At 69.0% G+C, this 15789-nt stretch carries 13 protein-coding genes; 5 read left to right on the top strand and 8 right to left on the bottom strand.

The window, feature by feature from the left end; genetic code table 11:
• Window positions 1–34: 34 nt before the first annotated feature.
• Genes ASG79_RS16775 through ASG79_RS16765 form a run of 3 tightly spaced genes read left to right on the top strand, consistent with a single transcriptional unit; the run spans window position 35 to window position 4341 of the window.
• Window positions 35–1156, top strand: a complete 1122-nt coding sequence (locus ASG79_RS16775; protein ID WP_056392626.1) for an acetylxylan esterase — start codon at window positions 35–37, stop codon at window positions 1154–1156.
• 30 nt (window positions 1157–1186) lie between these two features.
• Window positions 1187–3232: a DUF6807 family protein gene (locus tag ASG79_RS16770; RefSeq protein WP_056392624.1), complete on the top strand. Its 2046-nt coding sequence runs from the start codon at window positions 1187–1189 to the stop codon at window positions 3230–3232.
• Window positions 3229–4341, top strand: a complete 1113-nt coding sequence (locus tag ASG79_RS16765) for a M24 family metallopeptidase (RefSeq protein WP_056392622.1) — start codon at window positions 3229–3231, stop codon at window positions 4339–4341. The genes ASG79_RS16770 and ASG79_RS16765 overlap by 4 nt, the downstream gene beginning before the upstream one ends.
• A 78-nt stretch (window positions 4342–4419) precedes the next feature.
• On the opposite strand, the gene ASG79_RS16760 is transcribed toward ASG79_RS16765, so the two are convergent.
• Genes ASG79_RS16760 through ASG79_RS16740 form a run of 5 tightly spaced genes read right to left on the bottom strand, consistent with a single transcriptional unit; the run spans window position 4420 to window position 10302 of the window.
• Window positions 4420–5871, bottom strand: coding sequence for an aldehyde dehydrogenase (NADP(+)) (locus ASG79_RS16760; RefSeq protein ID WP_056392620.1), 1452 nt, complete (start codon window positions 5869–5871; stop codon window positions 4420–4422).
• 28 nt (window positions 5872–5899) lie between these two features.
• On the bottom strand, window positions 5900–7009 hold the full coding sequence (locus tag ASG79_RS16755) for a mandelate racemase/muconate lactonizing enzyme family protein (RefSeq protein ID WP_056392618.1): 1110 nt from the start codon (window positions 7007–7009) through the stop codon (window positions 5900–5902).
• A complete protein-coding gene (locus ASG79_RS16750) occupies window positions 7009–7914 on the bottom strand; it encodes a 5-dehydro-4-deoxyglucarate dehydratase (RefSeq protein ID WP_056392616.1) in 906 nt (301 codons plus the stop codon). The genes ASG79_RS16755 and ASG79_RS16750 overlap by 1 nt, the downstream gene beginning before the upstream one ends.
• Entirely contained in the window at window positions 7911–8876 is a 966-nt protein-coding gene (locus ASG79_RS16745; protein ID WP_056392614.1) for an NAD-dependent epimerase/dehydratase family protein, read from the bottom strand. Before ASG79_RS16745 ends, ASG79_RS16750 begins: the two co-directional genes overlap by 4 nt.
• A 10-nt stretch (window positions 8877–8886) precedes the next feature.
• Window positions 8887–10302 (bottom strand): Gfo/Idh/MocA family protein, encoded by a 1416-nt coding sequence (locus ASG79_RS16740; protein ID WP_056392612.1) that lies wholly within the window; start codon window positions 10300–10302, stop codon window positions 8887–8889.
• Window positions 10303–10662: 360 nt separating this feature from the next.
• Here ASG79_RS16740 and ASG79_RS16735 point away from each other — a divergent pair, with 360 nt between their 5' ends.
• Window positions 10663–11697, top strand: a complete 1035-nt coding sequence (locus ASG79_RS16735; protein ID WP_056392610.1) for a LacI family DNA-binding transcriptional regulator — start codon at window positions 10663–10665, stop codon at window positions 11695–11697.
• Window positions 11698–11722: 25 nt separating this feature from the next.
• On the opposite strand, the gene ASG79_RS16730 is transcribed toward ASG79_RS16735, so the two are convergent.
• Window positions 11723–12415, bottom strand: a complete 693-nt coding sequence (locus ASG79_RS16730; RefSeq protein ID WP_056393107.1) for a FadR/GntR family transcriptional regulator — start codon at window positions 12413–12415, stop codon at window positions 11723–11725.
• A gap of 66 nt (window positions 12416–12481) precedes the next feature.
• Here ASG79_RS16730 and ASG79_RS16725 point away from each other — a divergent pair, with 66 nt between their 5' ends.
• The gene (locus ASG79_RS16725; RefSeq protein ID WP_056392608.1) at window positions 12482–13819 is read left to right on the top strand and encodes an alpha-hydroxy acid oxidase; all 1338 of its coding nucleotides are present in this window, start codon (window positions 12482–12484) and stop codon (window positions 13817–13819) included.
• A 24-nt stretch (window positions 13820–13843) separates the two neighbouring features.
• On the opposite strand, the gene ASG79_RS16720 is transcribed toward ASG79_RS16725, so the two are convergent.
• A complete protein-coding gene (locus ASG79_RS16720) occupies window positions 13844–14488 on the bottom strand; it encodes an ArsR/SmtB family transcription factor (RefSeq protein ID WP_056392605.1) in 645 nt (214 codons plus the stop codon).
• A 60-nt stretch (window positions 14489–14548) separates the two neighbouring features.
• A complete protein-coding gene (locus ASG79_RS16715) occupies window positions 14549–15760 on the bottom strand; it encodes an acetoin utilization protein AcuC (protein WP_056392604.1) in 1212 nt (403 codons plus the stop codon).
• Window positions 15761–15789 lie beyond the last annotated feature (29 nt).

Here is a 15789-nt window from a genome sequence, read left to right as displayed (position 1 = left end):
ATAGCAGAAGCACCGCCGAAAGGAGGCAGGCTGGATGACCCCGACAGTACGCCCCAGTGCCATTGCCGGCTATGAAGACTGGCCTGCCTACGTCCGGAACCATCCACGGCATCAGGCCTCCGCCCCTCCTGCGCAGGAGTTCTCGGACGCCTTGGGTGTTCCCGGCGCATGCGCACCTTCCGGACTAACCGTGCACTGGGAGGAAACGCACGACGGCGCCACCACCTCCCAGCTCAGCTGGCAGTTGGGCTTCGGCCCACGGACCACGGGCTGGCTGGTCCGGCCGGCCGGAAGCTCCGGGCCCCTGCCGGGGGTCCTGGCGCTGCACTGCCACGGCGGCAACAAGTTCGGCGGCGCCGACCGGCTGGTGGAACTGCCGGACAACCATCCGTCGGCGGCGGCAGCCCGCGCCGGCCACTACGACGGCCACGCCCTGGCCACCGACACCGCTCGCCGCGGCTTCGCTGTGCTGGCCCATGACTCTTTCGCCTGGGGCAGCCGCAAATTCGACCTTTCTGCTCCCCCCTGGCGCACTTCCGCCGCACTGGACGCGCGGCGGGCACAATGGCGGGAGGACGGCGTCGTACCTTCCGACGCGGACGATTACAACGCTGCTGCGGGCTTTCACGAGGACACGGTGGCCAAGGCCGCAGGGCTGCTCGGCAGCAGCCTGGCAGGCATGGTGGCACACGACGACCTCGCCGCGCTGGACATCCTGGCGTCCCTGCCGGACGTCGACCAGGACAGGCTGGGCTGCATCGGATTCTCCGGCGGCGGCGGCCGTTCCCTGGCCCTGGCAGTCCTTAGTCCGCGTATCCGGGCCGCCGTGGTGTCCTGCATGATGACCACCTTCGAGTCCCTGCTCCCGGCCTACCTGGACGCCCATTCGTGGCTGCTGCAGACTCCCGGGCTGTGGAAGCTGGGCGACTGGCCCGAACTCACCGCCCGCGCAGGAGCCGCCCGGTTCCTGGTGCAGTACGCCCTGGCCGACGATCTCTTTCCGGAAGACGGAATGCGCCAGGCGCACCGGATACTGGAATCCCTGTACGGGGGCACCGACAGGTACACGGGCAGCTTTTGGCCCGGCGGGCACGTCTTCACCGCGCCCATGCAGGACGAAGCCCTTGAGTTCCTGGCCAAGACGCTGGCCTTCTGACCCTCTTCCACAACCTCCCCAAGGACCCACGTGACCACACAGCATTCGGCGGAATCCCCACACCGGCAGCCCCCGTCCACAGACCTCCCCAGGGTGGCCCTGGTGGGCGTGCACGGCTTCGGCGAGCGGCACCTTGCCAACCTGGCCCGCCTTGAACAGGCAGGCGCCCTTGAACTGGTGGCCGTCGCCGATCCCAACCCGCCGCAGCCCGGCAGCCTGGCCGGTTCGGTGGCTGTGTACCCGGACATGGACGGGCTGCTGGCCGCCCAGCCGGGCGTCGACGTCGTCATCATTGCCACCCCCATCCAGACCCATGCTCCCCTGGCCCTCGCCGCCCTGTCAGCGGGCAAGGACGTGTATGTGGAAAAGCCGCCGGTAGCATCCCTCGCCCAGTTCCAGGACGTGCTGGCAGCCGCCGGGAAAGCGGGCCGCCTGGTCCAGGTCGGCTTCCAGAGCCTGGGATCGCACGCCCTGCCCGCCATCAGGGACCTGGTGGCCGCCGGGGACATCGGCACCGTCCTGGGCATCAGCGCCACCGGCCAGTGGCTCCGGACCACGGCATACTTCAAGCGCTCGCGCTGGGCCGGGAAGCGCAGCCTCGACGGCGTGGACGTGGTGGACGGCGTGGCCACCAATGCCCTGGCTCACGCAGTGGCCACCGCCCTGCATCTGGCCGGGGCACACACCCTGGCGGACATTGCCTCCGTGGAAACGGACCTGTACCGGGCCAACCAGACCGAAAGCGACGACACCTCCGTGCTGCGCGTCCGCACTTCCCAGGGAACCACGCTGCTGTGCGCCCTCACGCTCTGCGCCCCGGAACAGCTGGACCCCACCGTGACCGTGCACGGAACCCTGGGTGACATCACCCTTTCCTACACCAGCGATGAGGTGGTCATCACCACGCCCGACGGCGAGCGCCGGGAGACCTACGCGCGGACGGACCTGCTGGAGAACCTGCTCGAGGCCCGGGCCACGGGGGCTCCCCTGCTCTGCGCCCTTGAGGACACCGGCGCGTTCACTGCCGTCCTGGAGGCCATCCGCACCTCTCCGGCACCGGCCCCGATCGACGCCCGGTACGTCTCCTGGGAGGGCGGGGGCGACGACGCCCACCCCGTGGTCCCGGGCATCACCGACCTGATGGCCCGCGCCGTCAAGGCGCAGGCAACCTTCGCCGAACTCGGCGTCCCCTGGGCCCGCACCCTGCCGCCCGCCCGCACCCTGACCCTGGACGGCCACCCGGTGGCGGACTACCAGGACGGCAGCCACATCCGCACAGTGTCCTCCCCCCGCCCCTACCTGCACCCGGTCCGGACACTGGCCGGAACCGTGGTGACGGACCACCAGCCGCTGGACCATGTGTGGCACCTGGGGGTTGGGGTGGCGCTGCAGGACGTGGACGGGGTGAATTTCTGGGGCGGCCGCACCTATACCCGGGAAGCCGGGCAGTACGTCTGGCGTCCTGACCATGGCAGCATCGTCAGCACCGCCACCACGGCGGCGCAGGCCGACGCCGGCGAAGGGCGTGCAGGCAAGCTCCAGGAAACCCTGGACTGGAACGGGCCCGACGGTGCCCCCATCCTAGTGGAGGAGCGCTCCTGGGCGTGGTCCGGCGTCGCGCCCTCCATCTGGCGGCTGTCCCTCGACTTCGCGCTGTCCCCCGCCGGTGACAAGCCGGTCAGCCTGGGCAGCCCGGGATCGAACGGACGCTTCGAGGGCGGTTACGGTGGCTTCTTCTGGCGCCTGCCCCCTTGCGGTGACGCCGCGGTCTGGACCACCGCCGGTTCCGGCGAGGCGGAGGCCCACGGAAGCGTCACGCCGTGGCTCGCTTGGTCAGGAAAGTTCGACGGCGGGCCCGCCACCCTGGTGTTCGTCGCACCGGAAGGGTCCACGGATCCCTGGTTTGTCCGGGTGGACGGCTACCCCGGAGTGGGCCAGTCCCTGGCATGGGACGCCCCCGTGACGGCCCGGCCGGGCAGTCCCGTGCGGCGGCGCGTCACCGTCTTTGTGGCCGACGGAATCCTGTCCACAACCGACATCGAAGATTTGACCAACCAGCAGGGGGAGCCGTCATGAGCCAAACAACAACATCAGCCGTTTCCGGGCGGGAGGCGCGGGTGGCTCCCGGGTCCAGGACGGACCGGGCCATCAAGCGCCAGCGTGTCCTGGACATTCTCGACGCCGCCGGGCATGACTCCGTGCTTCTCACCACGAACACCGCCCTGACGTGGTACCTGGACGGCAGCCGCGTCCACATCAGCCTGGCCGGCGATCCCATCGCCGCCCTGCTGGTGGACCGGGACGGCGACCACCTGGTCACGTTCAACAACGAAGCCGGCAGGATCGCGGCCGAGGAGCTTCCCGGCGGCGTCAACCTGCACACCGTGCCCTGGTACGGGAACCTGCACCAGGCCGCGGCCGCCGTCGGAAACGGCTCCCGGCCGCTGGCGGAAGCGGACGTCTCTTCGCAGCTGCGGGCCGCCCGCCAGCGGCTCCTTCCCGCTGAAAGCGCCCGCTATTCCACCCTCAGCGCGGAACTGGCCGCCATGATGACCGATGTCCTGTCTGCCGCCCGCCCCGACACCACGGAATTCGAGCTGGTTTCGGCCCTGGCGGGCCGGGTGGTGGCCGCCGGCGCGGAGCCGCTGGTCCTGCTGTGCAACGGCAGCTCCCGCACCACCTTCCGGCACCCGTTGGCCACGCACTCCCCCCTCGGCAGGCGTGCCATGGCCGTCGTGTGCGCCCGCCGCGACGGCCTGGTTGCCAACATCACCCGCTGGATCAGGTTCGACGCCGGCACCCCGGAAGAGCGCGACGCCGAGGCGCGCATCGCGGCAGTGGAAGCGGATGTTTTTGACGCCACCGTCCCGGGAGTCGGGCTGGACAGGATTTTCGCCGAGATCCAGGCATCCTACGTGCGGCACGGTTTCGGGGCGGACCAGTGGGAGCAGCACCACCAGGGTGGTCCGGCCGGCTACGCGGGCCGTGACCCGCGGGTGACATCCGAAGCCACCGACACTGTGGTGCTGGACCAGGCCTTCACTTGGAACCCTTCCGGCCCCGGCGTCAAGATCGAAGACACGGTACAGCTCACGGAATCCGGACTTCGAGTGCTCACCGTGGACCCGCGCTGGCCTGTGGCCACCGTGAATGGGCTGGACCGGCCGGTGACGCTGCAGCTGTAAGGCGCTTCTGCAGGCATCACGTAAGCCCCGGGACCTTGGGGTCCCGGGGCTTAGTTGATGGTCCTGCCGGCCCTTGGCTTACGGAAGCTGCAGTTCACCGTCCACGCGGCGCGGGATGCCCAGGGGGTTGTCCTCACGCAGTGCCGGGTGCAGCACTGCCTCCGGGGCGTCCTGGTAGGCCACCGGCCGTTGGAACCTGCGGACCGCCGTCGCGCCCACCGAGGTGAACAGTGACGTGGTGGCCGGGTACGGGCCACCGTGCTGCTGGGCCCAGTTGACGGCCACGCCCGTGGGCCAGCCTTCGAACAGGACGCGTCCTGCAAGTCCGGACAGCTGCTCCACCAGGCCTGCGATGTCCTCACCGGGCTGGGCGTGCAGGGTGCCGGTCAGGCTCCCCGGGACCTTGGCCAGGACGGCGGACAGTTCGTCCTGGCCCGTGTATTCGATGAGGATGGTGGTGGGGCCGAAGCACTCCTCCAGCAGCTGCTCCGGGCGTTCCAGCACCCTGGCGGCGGTGGTGGAGAAGACCACCGGAGCGGCGCCGTTGGCGGCGGCGTCCTGGTCCACGGTGCCGCTGACCACCTCCACGCCGTCGACTGCCGCGAAGGCGCGCAACCCGTCCGGGTAGGCTTCCGCGATCCGGCTGGTGAGCATGCCCAGGGCCGGCTTGTCCTTGCTCGCCTCCGCCACGGCCCCGGCAAACTGCGTCCCCGCGGGGATGAACACCAGGCCCGGCTTGGTGCAGAACTGGCCCGCCCCAAGGGTGAAGGAGCCCGCCAGTCCGGCGGCGAGTTCCGCGGAGCGTGCCTCCAGTGCCGCCGCGGTGATGACCACGGGGTTCAGGCTCCCCAGTTCCCCGTAGAACGGGATGGGGTCGGGGCGGGAGGTGGCAAGGTCGAACAGGGCCCGGCCGCCGGGGATGGACCCGGTGAAGCCCACGGCCTTGATGGCGGGGTCCTGGACCAGGGCTGTTCCCACTTCACGGCCGTGGACCAGGGCGAACAGGCCGCCCGGTGCACCCGCGCCGTGAAGCGCCTCCGCCACGATCTCCGCGGTGCGTTCGGACAGCCGCAGGTGGCCTGAGTGTGCCTTGACGATGACCGGGCACCCGACGGCGAGGGCCGAGGCGGTGTCACCGCCTGCCACGGAGAAGGCAAACGGGAAATTGGAGGCGGAAAAGACGGCAACAGGGCCGATGGGCTTGAGGATCCTGCGGAGGTCAGGCCTGGGCGGGGTGGCAGCGGGATCCGCGTGGTCGATGATCGCTTCAAGATAGGAACCCTCGGTGATCACCCGGGCGAACAGGCGCAGCTGGCCGGTGGTGCGGGCCACCTCCCCCGTCAGCCGCGGGGCACCCAGGCTGGTCTCGGCGTCCGCGATGTCCACCAGTTCAGCAGCATTGGCGTCCAGGGCGTCAGCCACCGCGTTCAGCCAGCCGGCGCGCTCTGCGTCAGGGGCTGCGGCCGAGATCCTGGCTGCTGCTGTGGCCGCAGCGGTGAGCTCTGTCAGGGAAAGCGTTGCAGTTGTCACGTCAGGTACCTGTTCGTCGTATGGAAGTTCATGGCTGCGGGGTGTCCCGGAAGCGGAAGCCCAGTCCGGGCCGGTCCGCCAGGGCCACCCTGCTGTTGGCGAACCGCACCGGCGACGGGCCGGCCAGGATCCCCAACTGTTCGAAGGATGCCTCCTCGACGTCCTCCACCATGGTGGGCTCCGCCAGGGTCAGGGCCAGCTGCCCGGACAGTTCGGGCAGCAGGTGCGGCATGACCTTGATGCTGTTGGTCCGTGCCAGCTCAACGATCCGCCGGAACGGGGTAATGCCGCCCACCCGGATGATGTTGGGCTGGATGATGTCCACCGCCTCCGCCTCTATGAAATCGCGGAACCGGTAGATGGTGTGCAGGTTTTCGCCAAGGGCGATGGGCACGGGCGAGTGCTTCCGGAGCCTGCGGTAGGCCCAGAGATCGTCCGCGCGGATGGGTTCCTCCAGCCATTCCAGCCCGAATTCGGCCAGCACATCGAGGGCCCGGAAGGTGGCGGGCAGGTCCCAGCGCTGGTTTGCGTCGATCATGAGCCTGCGGTCCGGGCCCAGGACGGAGCGGACGGCGGCAACGCGTTCGCGGTCCTCGCGGAGGTCCGGTTTGCCCACCTTGATCTTCACTGCCTGGTGGCCGGCGGCAACCCAGCGTTCAGCCTGCGCCACCAGCTCGTCCAGGGTGTAGTGCAGGTTCACGCCGGAGCCGTAAACCTCGGCTGATTCCTGCCGCTGGCCCAGCAGGCCGGTGACCGACGTCCCGGCACGGCGGGCCTGCAGGTCCCACAGCGCCAGGTCCACACCAGCCATGGCGATGGTGGTGAGCCCTCCGCCGCCGGCCTCGTGCAGCCGCTTCCAGAGCACGTCCCACACCCCCTCGGGGGTGGCGGGCAGACCGGCGATGAAAGGGGCGATGTCGTGATCAAGCAGCGCCTTGACTGCCTGGGGACCGATGGTGGGCGTCCAGGAGAAACCAAAGCCCGTGCCGCCGTCGTCCGTGTGAACCTCCGTGGCGATCACGTGGTTCTCCGGCGCCTCTGCGCCCCAGCTGCGGCGCAGCGGAACGGTGAGGAGCCGCGTCGACAGGCCGGTGATGCGCGGAACGGTACGGACGGCTTCGGCCGCCGGTGCGCCCATCAGTGCCCGGCCAGCTCGTAACCCTTGGCCAGGATGGCCTTGAGCTCCACGAGCTGTTCCTCCGTGGGGTCCACCAGCGGCGGGCGGACGGAACCCACCGGCATTCCGCCCAGCCGGAGGCCCGCCTTGATCAGGGAAACGCCGAAGCCGGGGGTCTGGTCCCGCAGGCGTACCAGGGGTGCGTAGAAACCCTCAAGGAGGGCGTTGCGCCGTTCCTCGTCTCCGGCAGCGTAGGCGTCATAGTAGGCCTTGGCGATCTCCGGGGCCATGGCGAAAGCCGCCGAGGAGTACAGCGGGATGCCCAGACCGCGGTACGCGCCCTGCGTCAGTTCGGCGGTGAGCAGGCCGTTGAAGAAGGCGAAGTCCTTGCGGCCCGTTGCCTTGACCGCGGACACGATTTCCTGGGCGAGGCCCACGTCGCCAAGACCATCCTTGAAACCGATGACCTTGGGGTTGGCGGCGAGCTTGGCCATTGACGCCGCGGTGAATTTGGCGTTGCCGCGGTGGTACACGATGACCGGCAGGCTGCTGGCGTTGGCCACGGCCTCGATGTAGGCCACCAGCCCGTCCGCGGGGCCGGTGACCAGGTACGGCGGAAGCACCAGCAGCGCGTCGGCGCCTGCTTCCTCGGCAGCCCGGGCGGCTGCGAGGGCGTGGCCCAGGGGTCCGCCCGCACCGGCCACCACAGGGACTCGCCCGGCAACGACCTCGACGGCGGCCGCCACCACGGTGCGGACCTCCCCGATGCTGAGGGCGTGGAATTCGCCGGTGCCGCAGGCGGGGAAGACGCCGCCCGGGCCGAAAGGCAGCCGGGAGCTGATGTGTTCCTTGAGCAGTTCCACGTCAACGGCACCTTCGGCCGTGAACGGGGTGACGGGGAAGAACAGTACGCCGTCGAATTTCATGATGTCTCCTTGCCTCCGGCGCTGGCGGTAACCAGCGTGGAAGCCTCGTCGTTGAGGGTTGGGTGGGACTTGAGTTCTGTGCGCCAGCTGCGCTTGGGCTGCCAGCCGAGCAGTTCCCGGGCCTTGGCAATGGAGAACGCCGGGTTGGTTCCGGTGAGGCCGGCGCTGAGCGCTTCGCTTCCCGGCAGGAATTTTGGCATCAGCTCCGCCAGGGGCGCGGTGGCCAGTGCGTCGGCTGCCCCTACGAAGAAGGTTTCCCCGTTCGGAATGTCTGCCATTTTCTGCAGCAGCAGGTCCAGGAAATCAGCCACATCCCGGGCGTCCACGTAGTTGAACAGCGCCGGAGCGGAGAGGGCTGGGTCGGCCAGGCGTTCGGCGAGCGTGTGCCCCTGCTGGGTGGGGGCACCGTCCCATTCCTCCGGCGAGATGACAAAGCAGGGGCGAAACGCCGCGTACCGGATCTTCTCTCCCTGCGCCGTGGCGAACATCTGCATGGTCTGCTCGGCGATGAGCTTGGACAGCGCGTAGGCGTTCCAGGGCTTGGGCGGCGTGCGCTCGTCCAACGGGAACGACGGCGGCAGCCACCCTGCCGGGCATCCGTAGCCCAGGACCGTGGGGCTGCTGGCGGTGACGATTTTGCCAACGCCCAGTTCCGTTGCGGCGCTGATGACCGCGAAGGCGAGCCGGGTGTTGGTGGCGAAAATGACGTCCTCGGGTGCGCTGAACGGTACCGCGATCGCCGCAAGGTGGATGACGGCGTCGGGCCTTGCAGCCCGAAGGAGGCGCAGTGCCTCGCCCGGCGCCAGGAGGTCCGCGGTCTCCTGGACGACGCCGGCCGGCAGGAGCCCGGCGGGGACGGCGTCACGGTCCACCGAGACCACCTCATGGCCCGCCTGGGCCAGCCCCGCCACCACGCTGCGGCCAAGGCGGCCCGCGCCGCCGGTCACGAATATCCTGCTCATGGTTTTTCCTCTACTTGGCGCGGCGAAGGTCGACGCCGAGGTCCAGGTCCTCGACCCGGACGGGCAGGGACGATTCCAGGGAGCGGTTGCCTGCGATGCCCACGGACACTGAACGCAGGCCGTCCAGGTAACCGGAGGGACGGCCCAGGGGGTCCTCGCCCGGTCCGTTGAAGAGGTCCGACAGCAGCAGTTCGTCACCGCCGCCGTGCCCGCCTTCGCCGTTGACGATCGGCACCTCGTAGGCGGCCTCCCAGTGGCGCTGGACCACCAGCCGCTCGCCGTTGCGGCGCACGGCGTCCTCTTCCTCCACCGGGGTCGCGGAAGGGTCCACGACGGTTTTCTGGTCGGTGCTGTGCAGGACGGCGGCGCGTTCCACCACTTCAAGCTCCGCCCGGCCCTCGGTGCCGTTGACCGCCACCCGGTAGCCTTCCCAGGGGCTGTGCGCGTTCAGCGAGTAGCTCAGGCGCGGCCCACCCTGGTACTCCACCACCAGGGCCAGGTTGTCCTCAATGGTGATGCCGGCGGTGAAGACATCCTGGTCGCGGCGGTAGCCGTCGTAGTGTTCGTTGTCCAGGAACAGTGCCTTGAGCCGCTCGTCCTCGCGCAGGTCCAGCGCGAAGGGGTCCTTCGCGCCGGCGGGGGCATCGGCGTCGGGCGTTCCCCGTTCCGGGCGTGGGCCAAGGCCGCGCTCGGCAGCGTTCTTGTCGCCATAGAACTTCAGGCCACCGGAAGCGAAGACCCGCTCCGGGACGTCGTCGATCCACCAGTTGACCAAGTCAAAGTGGTGCGACGCCTTGTGGATGAGCAGCCCGCCGGAGTTCTTCTTCTCACGGTGCCAGCGGCGGAAGTAGTCCGCGCCGTGGACGGTGTCCAGGACCCAGCTGAAGTCGACGGACGTGACTTTGCCGATCACGCCGCTCTGGATGATTTCCTTGAGCGCGCTGTTGCGGGGCGAGTAGCGGTAGTTGAACGTGACCACCACGTTCCGGCCGGTTTCCTGGACGGCCTGGGTGATGCGGCGGCAGCCTTCGGCATCGATGGTCAGTGGCTTTTCGACCACGACATCCGCTCCGGCACGAAGACCCTCAACAATATAGTCCGCATGGGTGTAGTCCGGGGTAGTGACAATAATCCGGTCGATGCCGTTGGCCTGGATAAACGCTGTCAGGTCCGCGGGATCAAAGGACGCCACCGGTCCCGGCGCGCCCAGTTCCTGGATGAGCTTCTGGTAAAACTCCACGCGTCCGGGATTCACGTCGGAGAACGCCACCAGTTCGGCGGTGTCGGCGTGCTTGCCGAAGATGGCCCGGATGTACATCTCGGAGCGGCCACCGGTGCCGATCAGGGCGATGCGGGTCTTCCCGCCGTCCTTGGCAGTGGCCTGGGCGGCAGCTGCGGCCGACGTCGTCTCGGCTGTGTTGACCATGGGGGTCCCTTTCGAAATCTCATTAAACGGCCGTGGGAACGGCGGCTGTGGATCAGCGGCGGCACTCTGCTGCACCCGTTGGAAAAGCAGGCGAGAAAGCGTTTTCTCAGTTGTCTATAAAAGTTGTACCAACCCCGCGGGGCATTCGTCAACCATTTCCCGCGCTGAGGGAAAGCGCTTTCTTCGCTCCCGGCGCAGGACATCTGCCGGCGGTCCGGGAAAACGGCTGGGAAAAGCATAGAAATCGCTTTCCTACGCCCGTATATGCTGTCTTTCAAAGCAGGTTGCCATCACGGCCGGCCGCCCGGGCACCAACCGGTCGCGGCAGCTCCGGCGGATGGCGCAAACGAAGGGTTCCCCATGGCCAGGAAATCGGCAAGCGGCAGGATCGGCATCGCAGATGTCGCCGTGAAGGCGGGAGTCTCCCATGCCACCGTTTCGCGTGTCATGAACGGAAACTTCACCGTGGACCCGGACATTGCCGCCAGGGTCCGTGCAGCGGCCGCCGAACTGAAGTACCAGCCCAATCCCGTGGGCCGCAGCCTGGCCCTGGGCAAGACGGACACCATCGGCATTGTGGTGCCGGACCTGGCCAACCCCACCTTCCAGGCGATCCTCCGCGGCCTGAGCCGGGCAGCCGCCCAGGACGGTTACCGCGTGCTCATCGCGGACTCATTCGAAGTGTCCAGCGAGGAGTCCATCCTCGCGGGCGAGGCGCGCCGGCGCTGCGACGGGCTGGTCCTGTGCGCCCCGCGCATGTCCGATGCGGAACTGGAGGAGATCGCACCCTCGCTGCACCCGCTGGTGCTGATCAACCGCACCACCTCCACGCCGAACGTGCCCAGCTTGGTGGTGGACTACGGCCAGGGCGTCCAGGACATCGCGGGGCACCTTGTGGAATTGGGCCACACCCGCCTGGCCTTCCTCGCGGGCCCGCCCCGCAGCGCCTCCAATGAGATGCGGCTCAAGGGCCTGGAGGCCTTCAGGGCCGCCCACCCCGAGGTGGAGGTGACCATGCTGGAGGGCGGCTCCGACTTCGACACCGGGCACGAAGCGGTGGATGCCGTCCTGGCGAGCGGGGCCACAGGCATCCTGGCCTTCAATGACCTGGTGGCAATGGGCCTGATGAGCGGACTGCATGAGCGCGGCCTGGACGTCCCCGGGGACATTTCCGTGACCGGCTTCGATGACATCCCCTTCGCCAGGTACACGACGCCGGCCCTCACCACCGGCGCGGTCCCCATCACCGAACTGGGCGAGCAGGCCTGGCACCAGCTCCGGGCGCTGATCCGGAAGGAAGGCAATGCGTCCACGGGCGGCCGCTACCAGCCGAGGCTGGAAGTGCGGGCCAGCACCGGGCCGGCCAAGGCGCCGCGCAGCACGGTCCACGGCTGAGCCTTTCTCTACGCTGCGCCCAGGTTTATCCCTCGCCCAGCCCGGCCTCTTTGTAGAATCCCTCGATGTGGGCCGCCACGAGTTCCGCGGCCCGGGCGCCGTCGCCATTCCTGACCGCAGCGAGGATGGCGTGGTGTTCGGTGCGCAGGCGCGACGCTGTGGCTTCCCAGTCCGGCAAGGTGGCCGTGAGTTCGGCAGCGTAGCCTTGGATGGCTTCCCGGAGCGACCCCATCATGGCACTGACCACCGCATTGCCGGCGGCGTTGGCCAGGGCCAGGTGGAACCGGACATCGAGGGCCAGGAAATCGCTGGCCGAAAGCCCGTCCGGGGCATCCATGGCCGCCAGGAGCGCGGCCGCCCCGTCAAGTTCGGGTGCGTCCTGCGGGGCTTTCGCCGCAGCCCATGACTCCAGCAGGACCCGCGTTTCCACGATGTCCGCCACGGGCAGGTGCTGGGTGGCCACGTGCAGCCGCAGGGCGGATCCCAGCGCCGCGGTGGGGTCCGAAATCACCACCGTCCCGGCTTCCGGCCCGGACCCGACGCCCGCGCGGACCACTCCCATTGCCTCCAGAATCCGGATCGCCTCGCGGACCGATGTGCGGGAGACCTTGAGCTGTTCGGCCAAGGTGCGCTCCGCCGGCAGCCTTCCACCCACGGCCAACCGGCCGGCCGAGAGTTGGTCCTCGATCCAGGACAGGACCAGCTGATGGGTACGCATAGGCCAATGGTACTTGATGTGGTTGGACCACATCACCTAGAGTGTGGTTGGACCATAGGAGGACCCATGACGCATACCATCCAGCCCAACAACCCTGAGGCGACCCCGGCGCCGGACACCACCGACATCCCCGCAGCGCCGGCACCCGCCCCGGCACCGTCGTCGTCCGCGCTGCCCGCAGCCTTGAAGCGCCGCATTCCCAAGTACTCGGACCTGGCGCCGCTGATGCAGTTCAAGAAGCCGGAGTTCAGCAAGGAGGCGCGGCTGAAGCGGGCCAGCACCATCTGGGAACTCCGCGACATCGCCAAGCGCCGCACCCCCAAGGCGCCTTTCGACTACACCGACGGCGCGGCTGAAGAGGAGATCACGCTCCGCCGCGCCCGCCAGGCCTTCCTGGACATCGAGTTCCGGCCGGGCATCCTGCGGAACGTCTCCGCCATCGACCTCAGTACGGAGATCCTGGGAAAGCCCTCGCGGCTTCCCGTTGGCATCGCACCGACAGGGTTCACCCGGATGATGCAGTCCGAGGGCGAATACGCAGGGTCGCAGGCAGCGGCGGCCGCAGGCATCCCCTACACCCTGTCCACCATGGGCACCGCCTCGATCGAGGACGTCGCCGCTGCCGCACCCAACGGGCGCAACTGGTTCCAGCTGTACCTGTGGACGGACCGGGACCGGTCGCTGGAACTGATCGAGCGCGCAGCCAGGGCGGGCAACGACACCCTCATGGTGACCGTGGACACTGCCGTGGCCGGCGCCCGCCTGCGCGACGTCCGCAACGGCATGACCATCCCGCCGGCGCTCACGGTGAAGACCGTCCTGGATGCCTCCTACCGGCCGGCCTGGTGGTTCAACTTCCTCACCCACGAGCCGCTCACGTTCGCCTCGCTCTCCCGCTACACCGGCACCGTGGCCGATCTCATCAACTCCATGTTCGATCCCACCCTCACGTTCGAGGACCTGGACTGGCTGCGCGAAACCTGGAAAGGCAAGCTGGTGGTCAAGGGCATCCAGACCGTTGAGGACGCCCGCAAGGTAGTGGACCACGGCGCCGACGGCGTGGTCCTGTCCAACCACGGCGGCCGCCAGCTGGACCGGGCCCCCATCCCGTTCCACCTGCTGCCCGGGGTCAAGGAGGCCTTCACGGCGGACAACACCGATGCCGCCATCATCCTGGACACCGGGATCATGAGCGGCGCGGACATCGTGGCCGCCCTGGCCCTGGGCGCGGACTTCACCCTGATCGGCCGCGCCTACCTCTACGGCCTGATGGCCGGCGGACGGGCGGGAGTGGACCGCACCCTGCAGATCCTCGAGAAGGACATGGCGCGGACCATGGCGCTGCTGGGCGTCAGCAAGGTGTCCGAACTCACCCCGGACCACGTGCGCCTGCTGGCCAAGTAGGCTGCGCTTACCGCTCCGCGGGGATTACTTCTTGCGGCCGAACTTAGGGAGGTTGGGCAGGTTCGCCAGCAGGTCGGCGGCCTTGGTGGCAGCGCGGCCAACAGTCCTGCCGATTTGCTGGGGCACGCTGTCATCGCTCAAAGGGGCGGCCGTCCCGCCGGGAATCACGACGGCGGGGCTCAGCTCGGCGCCTTCGCGCACCAGGACGGGCGCCGGGACTTCCTCCCGGGTCTGCGACGCGCCTGGCCCGGCAGCGCCGGCGGCCCGGGACAGGGAGGGGGCCGCGGCGGCGACGCCTTCGGTCAGGTGGGCAGCGCCCGCTGTGGCACTGCCCGCCTGGGCCGGGACTGCCTGACCCGGGATTTCCTGATGATGGCCACGCGGTGCCGTGGCGGCTTTGGTGCCAGGGCCGACGTCGAACGTCTCCAGCCAGCTGGCGATGCCCTCCAGCGGCCCGCGGTTCAACGCGTAGTACCGCTTCTGGCCTTGGGCCCGCATGCTGACCAGCTGTGCTTCACGAAGGACTTTCAGGTGCTTGGAAATGGTGGGCTGGCTCGCCGCCAGTTCCTCCACCAGCTCCCCCACGGCCTTGTCTCCTGCCCGGAGGGCCACCAGGATATCCCGCCGGGTGGATTCCGCTATGACGGCAAATACGTCGTCTGTCACCATGCCTCCCACCCTAGCGACATATGCCCCGAAAGGCATCAACTATTTCGGCCGCCAGGGAACCTAGTCGAACCATGGGTCCAGCCCATGCAGCGGGAACACTGCCTTGCGGGTGGCCATGACAGTGCGGTCCACGGCGTCGTTGGGGTCGAAGCCCACTTCCCAGGACCGCCACCACAGCTCCACGTCATCCCCCATGAGGGCCGGCGCCTCCCTGCCGAACTTCTCCGTCACATACTGCCGCCAGTCCCCGGGCACGGGCGTCCGCAGCGGCACGGGCCGTCCGGCGGCGATGGCCACCAGGTGGCTCCAGGCCCGCGGCACCACGTCCAGCACGTTGTAGCCGCCGCCGCCGGTGGCGATCCACCGGCCACCGCAGTAGCGCTCGGCCAGATGCCCGACGGCGTTCGCTGCCTCCCGCTGTCCGTCCACGCTGAGGTTGAGGTGCGTCAGGGGATCGCTGCGGTGTGAATCGCAGCCGTGCTGGCTCACGATCACCTCGGGCTCGAAGGCGCCCACCAGTTGCGGCACCACGGCGTAGAAGGCGCGGAGCCACCCGGCGTCACCGGTGCCCGCAGGCAGGGCTACATTCACTGCGGTTCCTTCTGCCGCCGGGCCGCCGATCTCGTTGGCGAACCCGGTCCCGGGAAAGAGGGTCAGCCCTGTCTCATGCAGCGAGAGGGTGAGGACCCGGGGATCATCCCAGAAGATGTTCTGGGTGCCGTCCCCGTGGTGGGCGTCGACGTCGATGTAGGCCACTTTGCGTACGCCGCCGTCGAGCAGCTTCTGCACCGCAACCGCTGCGTCGTTGTAGATGCAGAATCCGCTGGCACGGTCCCGGGACGCGTGGTGCATGCCGCCGCCGAAGTTGACGGCGTGGACGGCCGACCCCTCCAGCACGCGCGATGCCGCCAGCAGGGAGCCGCCCGCCAGGCGTGCCGCGGCCTCATGCATGCCGGCGAACGCGGGATCGTCCTCAGTTCCCAGCCCCCGGGACTCGTCCGGCCGGGAGGGGTCCGTGCTGACACGGCGGACCGCCGCCACGTATTCCGGCGAGTGAACGGACTGCAGGTCGGCGTCCGAGGCCACCTCCGGCGCCGCGACGTCAACATGGTCCAGGTCGAACAGACCCAGGCTGCGGGCAAGGCGGGCCGTCAGGTCCATCCGCTCCGGCGCCATGGGGTGGCCCGGACCAAAGTTGTAGGCTGTCATGTCAGGACTCCACGCCACCATCGTTGGCGGCGCGGGCTGGCTGAGGCCGGGCAGGTATGTCATCAATCACAGGCTACCCGAGCCCGCACGGC

Source organism: Arthrobacter sp. Soil761 (genome assembly GCF_001428325.1).
Taxonomy (GTDB): Bacteria; Actinomycetota; Actinomycetes; order Actinomycetales; family Micrococcaceae; genus Arthrobacter.
The sequence above is the reverse complement of the archived record's forward strand: the minus strand, read 5'-3'. Positions and strand labels throughout refer to the sequence as shown.

Coding starts and splice junctions, on each gene's coding strand:
- ASG79_RS16750 (WP_056392616.1), bottom strand. CDS start 7,914: ATGAAATTCGACGGCGTACTGTTCTTCCCCGTCACCCCGTTCACGGCC.
- ASG79_RS16715 (WP_056392604.1), bottom strand. CDS start 15,760: ATGACATACCTGCCCGGCCTCAGCCAGCCCGCGCCGCCAACGATGGTG.
- ASG79_RS16720 (WP_056392605.1), bottom strand. CDS start 14,488: ATGGTGACAGACGACGTATTTGCCGTCATAGCGGAATCCACCCGGCGG.
- ASG79_RS16775 (WP_056392626.1), top strand. CDS start 35: ATGACCCCGACAGTACGCCCCAGTGCCATTGCCGGCTATGAAGACTGG.
- ASG79_RS16755 (WP_056392618.1), bottom strand. CDS start 7,009: ATGGGCGCACCGGCGGCCGAAGCCGTCCGTACCGTTCCGCGCATCACC.
- ASG79_RS16745 (WP_056392614.1), bottom strand. CDS start 8,876: ATGAGCAGGATATTCGTGACCGGCGGCGCGGGCCGCCTTGGCCGCAGC.
- ASG79_RS16765 (WP_056392622.1), top strand. CDS start 3,229: ATGAGCCAAACAACAACATCAGCCGTTTCCGGGCGGGAGGCGCGGGTG.
- ASG79_RS16730 (WP_056393107.1), bottom strand. CDS start 12,415: ATGCGTACCCATCAGCTGGTCCTGTCCTGGATCGAGGACCAACTCTCG.
- ASG79_RS16740 (WP_056392612.1), bottom strand. CDS start 10,302: ATGGTCAACACAGCCGAGACGACGTCGGCCGCAGCTGCCGCCCAGGCC.
- ASG79_RS16725 (WP_056392608.1), top strand. CDS start 12,482: ATGACGCATACCATCCAGCCCAACAACCCTGAGGCGACCCCGGCGCCG.
- ASG79_RS16735 (WP_056392610.1), top strand. CDS start 10,663: ATGGCCAGGAAATCGGCAAGCGGCAGGATCGGCATCGCAGATGTCGCC.